General features: G+C 70.4%; 12 protein-coding genes and 1 pseudogene. 3 read left to right on the top strand and 10 right to left on the bottom strand.

The features are described from left to right. The 10 genes and pseudogenes from AB0395_RS46945 to AB0395_RS46900 all read right to left on the bottom strand — a co-directional run. Window positions 1–195 (bottom strand): annotated as a pseudogene (locus tag AB0395_RS46945) (peptidylprolyl isomerase); the annotation flags it as partial. 25 nt (window positions 196–220) lie between these two features. After that, window positions 221–763: a GNAT family protein gene (locus tag AB0395_RS46940; RefSeq protein ID WP_366294500.1), complete on the bottom strand. Its 543-nt coding sequence runs from the start codon at window positions 761–763 to the stop codon at window positions 221–223. Window positions 764–808: 45 nt separating this feature from the next. Then, window positions 809–1,141, bottom strand: coding sequence for a DUF2516 family protein (locus AB0395_RS46935; protein ID WP_366294497.1), 333 nt, complete (start codon window positions 1,139–1,141; stop codon window positions 809–811). A gap of 184 nt (window positions 1,142–1,325) precedes the next feature. After that, complete coding sequence (locus tag AB0395_RS46930) at window positions 1,326–1,793, bottom strand: hypothetical protein (RefSeq protein WP_366294494.1); 468 nt, start codon at window positions 1,791–1,793, stop codon at window positions 1,326–1,328. A gap of 5 nt (window positions 1,794–1,798) precedes the next feature. Further along, on the bottom strand, window positions 1,799–2,341 hold the full coding sequence (locus AB0395_RS46925; RefSeq protein ID WP_366294491.1) for a helix-turn-helix transcriptional regulator: 543 nt from the start codon (window positions 2,339–2,341) through the stop codon (window positions 1,799–1,801). Window positions 2,342–2,406: 65 nt separating this feature from the next. Next, window positions 2,407–3,333, bottom strand: a complete 927-nt coding sequence (locus AB0395_RS46920; protein ID WP_366294488.1) for a M56 family metallopeptidase — start codon at window positions 3,331–3,333, stop codon at window positions 2,407–2,409. Further along, the gene (locus AB0395_RS46915) at window positions 3,330–3,686 is read right to left on the bottom strand and encodes a BlaI/MecI/CopY family transcriptional regulator (RefSeq protein WP_366294485.1); all 357 of its coding nucleotides are present in this window, start codon (window positions 3,684–3,686) and stop codon (window positions 3,330–3,332) included. The genes AB0395_RS46920 and AB0395_RS46915 overlap by 4 nt, the downstream gene beginning before the upstream one ends. Before the next feature lie 61 nt (window positions 3,687–3,747). Then, the gene (locus AB0395_RS46910) at window positions 3,748–4,266 is read right to left on the bottom strand and encodes a GNAT family N-acetyltransferase (RefSeq protein WP_366294482.1); all 519 of its coding nucleotides are present in this window, start codon (window positions 4,264–4,266) and stop codon (window positions 3,748–3,750) included. Window positions 4,267–4,276: 10 nt separating this feature from the next. Then, window positions 4,277–5,086, bottom strand: coding sequence for a class I SAM-dependent methyltransferase (locus AB0395_RS46905; protein ID WP_366294479.1), 810 nt, complete (start codon window positions 5,084–5,086; stop codon window positions 4,277–4,279). 24 nt (window positions 5,087–5,110) lie between these two features. After that, window positions 5,111–5,848: an SDR family oxidoreductase gene (locus AB0395_RS46900; RefSeq protein ID WP_366294476.1), complete on the bottom strand. Its 738-nt coding sequence runs from the start codon at window positions 5,846–5,848 to the stop codon at window positions 5,111–5,113. 197 nt (window positions 5,849–6,045) lie between these two features. Between AB0395_RS46900 and mshA the strand changes: the two genes are divergently transcribed. The 3 genes from mshA to AB0395_RS46885 all read left to right on the top strand — a co-directional run bounded on the left by mshA (window position 6,046) and on the right by AB0395_RS46885 (window position 8,686). Further along, window positions 6,046–7,284, top strand: a complete 1,239-nt coding sequence (mshA, locus tag AB0395_RS46895) for a D-inositol-3-phosphate glycosyltransferase (RefSeq protein ID WP_366294503.1) — start codon at window positions 6,046–6,048, stop codon at window positions 7,282–7,284. 9 nt (window positions 7,285–7,293) lie between these two features. Then, a complete protein-coding gene (locus AB0395_RS46890) occupies window positions 7,294–7,773 on the top strand; it encodes a YbjN domain-containing protein (protein ID WP_366294473.1) in 480 nt (159 codons plus the stop codon). 169 nt (window positions 7,774–7,942) lie between these two features. Beyond that, complete coding sequence (locus AB0395_RS46885) at window positions 7,943–8,686, top strand: phosphoglyceromutase (RefSeq protein WP_366294470.1); 744 nt, start codon at window positions 7,943–7,945, stop codon at window positions 8,684–8,686. Window positions 8,687–8,822: the final 136 nt, after the last annotated feature.

The raw sequence follows: 8,822 nt of genomic DNA, 5'->3' as shown, positions 1-8,822 counted from the left end.
GTCGTTGAAGACGTACCCCGAGCTGCCCTGGCCGTCGGTGGGGTTCTTGCCGTCGGCCTTGGCCTGCGGGTCGCCGCACTGCAGCAGGCCGAGCCTGGAGTTCTCCATGGTGGCCAGGCGGTGGCACTTGGTGTTGTCGAAGAAGTTCTTCTTGGCCAGGAAGGCGAAGGAGTTCACCGCGCAGGGGGCCTGGGCGGCAGCCGGCCGGGATTCGGTTTCCCTACGCGGACCACTCCGAGGCGAGGACGGACATCATGATGGCGTCGTGCCATTCGCCGTCCCAGCGCAGCGCGTCACGGCGCACGCCCTCCTCGACGAAGCCGACCTTGCGGTACACGTGGGCGGCCCTGTCGTTGAAGGCGAAGACCTCCAGGCTGATCCGGTGCAGGTCCGTGGTGGCGAAGGCGTGGTCGAGGACCAGGCGGATCGCCTCGGTGCCGTAGCCCACGCCGAACACCCTGGGGCCGACCAGGGCGATGCGCAGATTGCAGGAGAGGTTGTGCGGGTCGAGGTCGTTGAGCACCACCTCGCCGACGTAGGCGTCGTCGTCTGCGCTGCAGATCGCCAGGTCGAGACGGTCGTCGTGGTCACCGCGCGTGCCGTACCAGATCTCGGTCGCCGTACGGTCGAACTCGCCCTGGGACCCCGTGAGGCGGGCGGTCTCCGGGTTGTTGACGAGCTCCCAGAGGCCGTCGGCGTACTCGGGGCCGACGGGCCTGAGCGTCACGCGGCTGCCGTACAGGGTGGGTTTCTTCGCGAACATCACCCGGTCGTGTCTACCTGCCCGCGCCCGGTCGGGGCAACAGGGTTACCAGGGGCCGTAGGGGCCCTGGTTGCCGCCTTTGCCGATCTCGCTCACCGCGGGCTTCACGTCGGCCAGGTAGACCCCGGCGGCGATGACCGCCGCGATGGCGAAGAAGTTGAGCTGGCCCATGCCGATCCCGAAGTAGCCGACGGCCGAGGCGAACGAGAACAGCGTCGCGAGCGACAGAATGACCAGCCAGAGCTTCTTGGACTGCTTGCCGGTGATCGCGAAGGCTCGCGCGGGCGTGCGAATCGAGTGGTACAGCGCCCAGGCCGACATGCCGAAGGCGATGATGCTGAGAACCCAGAAGACGAGGTTCAGTCCCGCGAAAATCATCGTCACTCCACCGCTTTCGCCCTATTGACAGCATCCACCCTAATGCCGGAACCCCGTTCCGCGTCGTGGCCGGGAACCCTGATGCGCCCCCGATGCGGCCGGGGACGGGCCAGGGACCTGGCGGGAGCCGTCCCGGACACATGCCAGGACGGCTCCTCCTCACCGGATCCTCGGAAGGCTCGGGTCAGACCTTCGCGGCCGGACCGTTCTTCGGGGTGCGGCTGTTCTTCCTGGTCGCCTGGGTCGCGGTCGCGGGCTCCGCGGACTCGGAGATCTCCTCGAGCTCGAGGGCGGCCTCACCGCTCGTCTTGGAGACGACCCTGCGGCCCCGGCTGGCGAACTCCTCGTAGAGCTCGGCGGCCCTGACGCTGAACTGGTCGGCGTAGACGCGCGCCTTGCCGGGGAAGTCCTTGGCGTAGCCCTCGGCCTTGTCCGCGAACTCCCTGGCCTTCTCCGGCGCCCTGCCCGCGAACTCCTTCGCCTTCTCCGGCAGGTCCCTGGCGGCCTCGCGGATCCCCTCGCCGCGGCCCTGCAGCCTCTGGATCTGCTCGGGCAGCTCGCGGAGCTTCTCGACCGCGAAGTCGCCCGCGCCTGCGACGGCGTAGAACGGCTTGGACTCGGCGAGCCTCTTGACTTCGGTTGAGAGAGTCATGGGTGTTAACCTTCCTTGGATTCCGGTGTGACGTTTCCGCTGTCAGAGGGCACCGCGTAGGGCTTCAACGCGGTGAGATATCCCTCGGGCAACGGCGTCTCCCTGTTCGGAGCCGCTTCGTTCGGAGACGAACTTGCGTCGCCCCCACGGGGCTCCGGTGCGGGATGCGCTTTCTGGGAGGTCTGCGCGTCCTCGTCCGGGGCCCCGTCTCGATTCTCCTTGCGAAACGACTCGTAGATGTCGATCAGCACCTGGCGCTGACGCTCGGTGATGAGGTGGTCGGCCCTGATCGCGGCCAGCACATCACTGTCCGGCTCGCGTTCCTCGATGAGCCCGGCCTGGATGTAGAGGGCCTGCGAGGAAATGTGCAGGCCCTTGGCGATCTGGTTCAGGATCTCCGCGCTCGGCTTGCGCAGCCCCCGCTCGATCTGGCTGAGGTAGGGGTTGGAGACCCCCGCCGCCGCGGCGAGCTGACGCAGCGAGATCTTCGCGTGCGTGCGCTGCTCGCGGATGTACTCGCCGATCGAGCCGACCTTGGGTAGTGCCATGCCCTCAGTCTACCCACGGTGCTTGCAATTGCAAACGCACTGACTAACAGTTGCAAGCGGAGGCGTCAGTGCGGCAGCAGCCAGAGCAGCGGGGCCGAGGCCGTCAGGGTGACGGAGAAGGCGACGATGGAGTAGCGGATCCTGCGCGGAAGGTCGGGCCCGGGGCTGACGAGACGCTCGACCCTGGCCATCACCGCCGAACAGGAGTCGGAGACGCCCATGGCCCCCTGTGGGGTCGGGGCGGCGCCCGCCGTACCGAAGCGGAGCAGGGCGGTGGCCAGGCGGCGCGGGGAGCAGTTGCGGCGGGCGACGTCGTCGGCGGCCATCTCGACCAGCAGGCTGACCTCGCTCTGCACCTTCCCGACGACCCGCGACCAGGGAAGCGCTCTGCGCAGCGCGGCGAACGGCAGCAGCACCAGGTCGTGACGCTCGCGGACGTGCGCGGCCTCGTGGGCGAGCACCGCGGCCAGTTCGGCGGGGGAGAGCAGCTTCAGCGTCCCCGCGCTGACCACCACCTGTGAGCGCAGCCCCGGCACGCAGTAGGCGGCGGGGCCCGGATGGTCGACCACCCTGACGCCGGGGACCTCGGGGTCCTCGCGGGCGATGAGGGCCAGCAACGTGCGGTGACGGTGCCGGGCGCGGAACGTCTGCGCGCCCGCGGCGAGCAGCACGACGACCAGGATGGTGAGGGCGGTCAGCCCGGCGATGAGGGCCAGGATCCTCGGCAGGGTGTACGGCTCCTCAGGGCCGTAGCCGCCGTTGAGGGCGGAGACGGCGAAGGCGCGGAGCCCTTGCAACACGCCCTGCCCGTACGGCTCCAGGGCGTATGCGAGGAGCGCGCCCGTCCCGGCCAGGCCCCAGGTGACCCCGAGCGCCTGCCACAGGACGATGGCCACGTGCGGGGCGCGGTAGGTCCACCGTGCCCGCGTGAACCGCCAGGCTCCGACCGCGCAGACCAGGGCGAGGGTCGCCAGGACTGCCGCGGTGATCACTCGTCCTCCAGCTCCGTCAGTGCTCTGAGCAGGATCTCGGCCTCGGTTCCAGAGACGGCCTGGGCGAATCGGGTAAGGGCGGCCGACCGGTCTCCGGTCAGGTCGAGTGCTTCAAGCATAAGCTCTGCGACGTACGCGTCGCGGCTTTCTGCCGGTTCGTAACGCCACGCGCGCCCGTCGCGGGTGCGCAGCAGGAAGCCCTTACGGGTCAAACGGTCGAGCACGGTCATCACGGTGGTCGGCGCGAGATCCCGGTCGGCGATGAGACGCCCTACCTCCCGCGCCGTCACCGGAGACGACTGCGCCCAGATGATATCCATGATGCTGCGTTCAAGCTCGCCCAAACCTTTCACGCGACCAAGCCTAACTCCCGCACCACGAGGGGTAGTACTACGGGTTGTCGAGTGAATTTCCTCACAGTTGCCGGACCATGTAAATCTCATCACGATCGTCGCCCGGAGCAAGGCGGATGGCCTTGGGGATCCGGCCGGCCTCGGCGTAGCCCAGGCGCGTGTAGAAGTCCTCGATTCCGGTGCCGCCGCGCACCGTCAGGTGCAGCGCCTCGACGCCCAGGTCGCGGGCCGCGGCCTCGGCGGCGCGCATGAGCCGGGCGCCGTATCCCCTGCCCTGGTGCTTGGGGTGGACCATCACGCGCAGCAGCCAGCGCCAGTGCGTCCGCAGCCAGGAGCCGGCGTCACCGATGATCAGCCAGCACGCGACCCGTCCCTCCGCGTCGAAGCCGACGACCAGGTGGTCGAGGCCGCCGCAACGGGCGAAGGCGGGGACCGCGACCCTGCGGACCTCGTCCGCCGTCACCGGGGGCACGAAGCCGACGGATCCGCCCGCGTTGCTCACGTCCCTCCAGCAGTCGACGAGCTCGTCGACGAGCGTGGGGGTGAGCTCGGGGTCCGTCACGAAACGCGGTTCGAACATGGCGAAAACCCTAGCCGGGCCGTCCGACATCGGCGGGGGCGAGGGCCGCCCAGGGAAGGGTGAGCTCACCGAGCCGCCAGCGTGACCGGCCGCCGAGCGGAGGGTTCTCCGCCACCGGCCAGGTGCCCGCGAGCGTCCGCGCGGTGGCGATCCACCTCTGGCGGAAGCCGTACGCGGCGAGGGGGGCGTTGACCGCCCACGCGTGGTCGAAGTCACGCAGGAAGGCGTGGATCGGCTCGCCGGGGACGTTGCGGTGGATCAACGTCTTCGGCAGCCGCTCCGCGAGGTCGGAGGGGCGCTCGAAGCCGCCGAACCTGGCGGAGAAGGTCAGGGTCCTGGGCCCCGTGGCGTCGAGCCCGGCCCACACGGCGCGGTGGCCGACCTCGGAGCAGGTGCCCTCGACGACGACCCCACCCGGGGCGACCTTCCCGCTGAGCATCGCCCAGTAGTCCCACGCCTCGGCCTCGCCGTACTGCCTGAGCACGTTGAACGCCCTGATCAGCAGGGGCGGCCTGCTCACCGGGAGCTCGAAGCCGCCGAGCGCGAAGGACAGGCCCGCCCGCTCGTACGGCCTGGCCGCCGCGACCCTGGCCGGATCGATCTCGATGCCGACGACCTCGACCGAGGGGCAGACCTTCCGCAGCCGCAGGAACAGCTCCAGCGTCGTGGTGTGCGAGGCCCCGTAGCCGAGATCGACCACCAGGGGGCGGTCGGCCGAGCGCAGCAGGCCGCCGTGCACGGCGGTGACCCAGCGGTCGGCCCGCCTGAGCCGGTTGTGGCCCGTCGTCCCCCTGGTGATCTCCCCGATCCGCTTCGGCATGGTCGGACTCCGCTTCGAGAACGGTCAGACCCGGTGGACCTTGTGCTGGGCGGCCTGGGCGCGGGGACGGATGACCAGGCGGTCGATGTTCACGTGCGCGGGCCTGGTGACGCACCAGGAGATGGCGTCGGCCACGTCCTCCGCGCTGAGCGGTCCGGGGACGCCCTGGTAGACGCGGTCGGCGGCGGTGGAGTCGCCGCGGAAGCGGTTGAGGGAGAACTCCTCGGTGTGGACCATGCCGGGGGCGACCTCGACGATCCTGACCGGTTCGCCGCACAGTTCGAGCCTGAGCACCTCGGTCATCGAGGTCTGGGCGTGCTTGGCCGCGTTGTAGCCGCCGCCGCCCTCGTAGGAGACCAGCCCGGCGACCGAGGTCAGCATGACCAGCACGCCGTCGCCGGACTCGACGAGCCGGGGCAGCAGCGCCTTGGTGACCCGGAGCGAGCCCAGCACGTTCGTGTCGTACATCCGCTGCCAGTCGGCCACGTCCGCGGTCGCGACCGGTTCGAGGCCGATCGCGCCGCCCGCGTTGTTGACCAGCACGTCGCAGCGGTCCAGTGAGGCGGCGAAGGCGTCGACCGACTCCTGGGAGGTCACGTCCAGGGTCGCCGCGCGGATCCCCGGCACATCCGCGGCGAGCTTGTCGAGCCGGTCCTTGCGCCGCGCCGCGGCGACCACGTCGAAGCCCTCCGCGGCCAGGCGGCGGGCGGTCGCCTCGCCGATCCCGCTGCTCGCGCCCGTCACCACTGCTGTCCTGTTCATGGCCCCCAATCCTGCCAGGACGGGGTGAGGGCCGTTGACGGTCCCCCCAAGCCCGCCAGGCGCCCCACGCGGCCGGTGATCCGGAGCGTCAGGGGACGGGAATGTTGCGAACTAATGGGTGGTTATATCCCTCTCGGAGGTGGTTGCCGGTGAGGCGGCGGGGCAGACGGCGGATCAACCGAGTCGCGACGATCAGCATGCACACGTCCCCCCTGGATCAGCCGGGGACAGGGGACGCGGGCGGTATGAACGTCTACATCGTCGAGGTGGCGAAACGTCTGGCCGGGCTCGGGGTCGAGGTGGAGATCTTCACCCGGCAGACCGCGCGCGACCTGCCCCCGGTGGCCGAGATCGTCCCCGGTGTCTCCGTGCGTCACATCACCTCGGGACCGTACGAGGAGCTGGACAAGGGCGACCTGCCGGGCCAGCTCTGCGGGTTCCTGGCGGGCGTGCTGCGCACCGAGGCCTTCCACGACCCGGGCCACTACGACGTGATCCACTCCCACTACTGGCTGTCCGGCCAGGTCGGCTGGGTGGCCAAGGAACGCTGGGGCGTCCCCCTCGTGCACACCATGCACACCATGGCCAAGGTGAAGAACCTCCTGCTCGCCGAGGACGACAGGCCGGAGCCGCCCGCCCGCGTGCTGGGCGAGCAGCAGGTCGTCGACGTCGCCGACCGTCTGGTGGCCAACACCCCGACCGAGGCTCAGGAGCTCGTCGACCTGTACGGCGCCGCCCCAGGCCGCGTCGAGGTCGTCTCCCCCGGGGTGAACCTCACCGTCTTCCAGCCCGCGTCCAAGGGCGCGGCCCGGCACCGTCTCGCCCTGCCGCAGGACGCCCACGTGCTGCTGTTCGTCGGCCGGGTGCAGCCGCTCAAGGCCCCTGACGTGCTGCTGCGCGCCGCGGCCAGGATGCTCATCGACGACCCCTCGCTCAGGTCGAGGCTGGTCGTCGCCTGCGTCGGCGGTCCCAGCGGCAACGGCCTGGCCAGGCCGTCCTATCTGACCGAGGTCGCCGCCTCGCTGGGCATCTCCGACGTGGTCAGGATCGTTCCCCCCGCGCCGCAGCACGAGCTGGCCGACTGGTACCGCGCCGCCGACGTGACCGTGGTCCCCTCGCACAGCGAGTCGTTCGGCCTGGTCGCCCTGGAGTCCCAGGCCTGCGGGACACCGGTGGCCGCCGCGTCGGTCGGGGGGTTGCGCACGGCCGTACGCGACGGTGTCTCCGGCGTGCTCGTGGAGGGGCATGATCCGCACGACTGGGCGCGGGTGCTCAACAGGTTCGTGCACCACCCCGCCTGGCGCGACACCCTGTCCGCGGGAGCGGTGACCCAGGCGGCGGCCTTCGGCTGGTCGGCGACCGCGGCCAGGCTCGCCGACGTCTACACCGAGGCGATGACGCATCTGCACCGGGTGCCCGTCGCCGTCAGCTCGTAGGGTGGGCGCATGCGTGAAGTGATCGAGGAGGCGCTCAGGGCCGCGGAGGCGTCCTTCGAGGAGCCGAGGCCGGGCGCCTTCCTGGTACGACTTCCCGGTCAGCACAAGCTGGTGACCGTGACCTGGCTCATCGTCGGGGACCGGGTCCTGCACGTGGAGGCGTTCTTCTGCCGCCAGCCCGACGAGAACCACGCGGAGTTCTACCGCTGGCTGCTGACCAAGAACGGCTCGACCTACGGCGTGCACTTCGCCCTCGACCCGGTCGGCGACGTCTACCTCGTGGGCAGGCTCCCGCTTGAGGCGGTCTCGGAGAAGGAGATCGACCGGCTGCTCGGCTGCGTGCTCACCTACTCGGACGAGGGTTTCGACCGGGCGCTCGAACTCGGCTTCGCCTCCTCCATCCGCAAGGAGTGGGAGTGGCGCGCGAAGCGCGGGGAGTCACTCGCCAACCTGCAGGCGTTCGCCAGGTTCGCCGACCCCGCGCGCTGAGCCGGTCCCGTCCGGGCCGGTTCCATCCGAGCCGGTTCCATCCGAGCCGGTCCCGGACGGAGCCGTCCCGCCGGGGCCGTCCTGGCCCGTTTCACCAGGTCCCTTAAGGGGTACCGTGCCGGGTTTACCGCCCTCAGGCGCGGAAGGGGCGCCCACTAAGCTTGGCCGCATGGCGACTTTGGTGCTGCTTCGGCACGGTGAGAGTGAGTGGAACGCTAAGGGCCTGTTCACCGGATGGGTGGACGCCGGGCTTTCTGCCAAGGGCGAGGAGGAGGCGCGGCGCGGCGGGCAGCTGCTGCTCGACGCCGGGGTACAGCCGGACGTGGTTCACACCTCGGTGCTGACCAGGGCGATCCAGACGGCCAACCTCGCGCTGGGGGCGGCCGACCTGCTCTGGCTGCCGGTCACCAGGTCCTGGCGGCTCAACGAGCGTCACTACGGCGCGTTGCAGGGCAAGGACAAGGCGCAGACCCGCGCCGAGTTCGGTGACGAGCAGTTCATGCTCTGGCGCCGTTCCTACGACACCCCGCCGCCCCCGCTTGCCGACGACGACGAGTTCTCCCAGGTCGGTGAGGCCCGCTACGCGCTGCTGCCGGGCGAGCTGCTGCCGAGGACCGAGTGCCTGAAGGACGTCGTCGAGCGCATGCTGCCCTACTGGTACGACGCGATCGTGCCGGACCTGTCCTCGGGCAGGACCGTCCTGGTCGTGGCGCACGGCAACTCGCTCAGGGCGCTGGTCAAGCACCTGGACGGGATTAGCGACGACGAGATCGCCGGGCTCAACATCCCCACCGGCATCCCGCTCGTCTACGAGCTGGACGACGACTTCCGCCCGGTGACCAGGGGAGGACGCTACCTCGACCCCGAGGCCGCGAAGTCGGCGATCGAGGCCGTGGCCAACCAGGGCAAGTAGCCCTCAGGACGGCGCCCCTGAACCCGGGGCGCCCCGGGGACGTCCCGGAACACGGAAGGGGGGCCGGGGGGCGGGCGGGCCCCGCCGGCGGAGGTTGGGGGTGGTTTTGTGGGGCGGGGAGTGGGGTGGGGGCATC

Source organism: Streptosporangium sp. NPDC051023, assembly GCF_040689595.1.
GTDB lineage: Bacteria > Actinomycetota > Actinomycetes > Streptosporangiales > Streptosporangiaceae > Streptosporangium.
The sequence above is the reverse complement of the archived record's forward strand: the minus strand, read 5'-3'. Positions and strand labels throughout refer to the sequence as shown.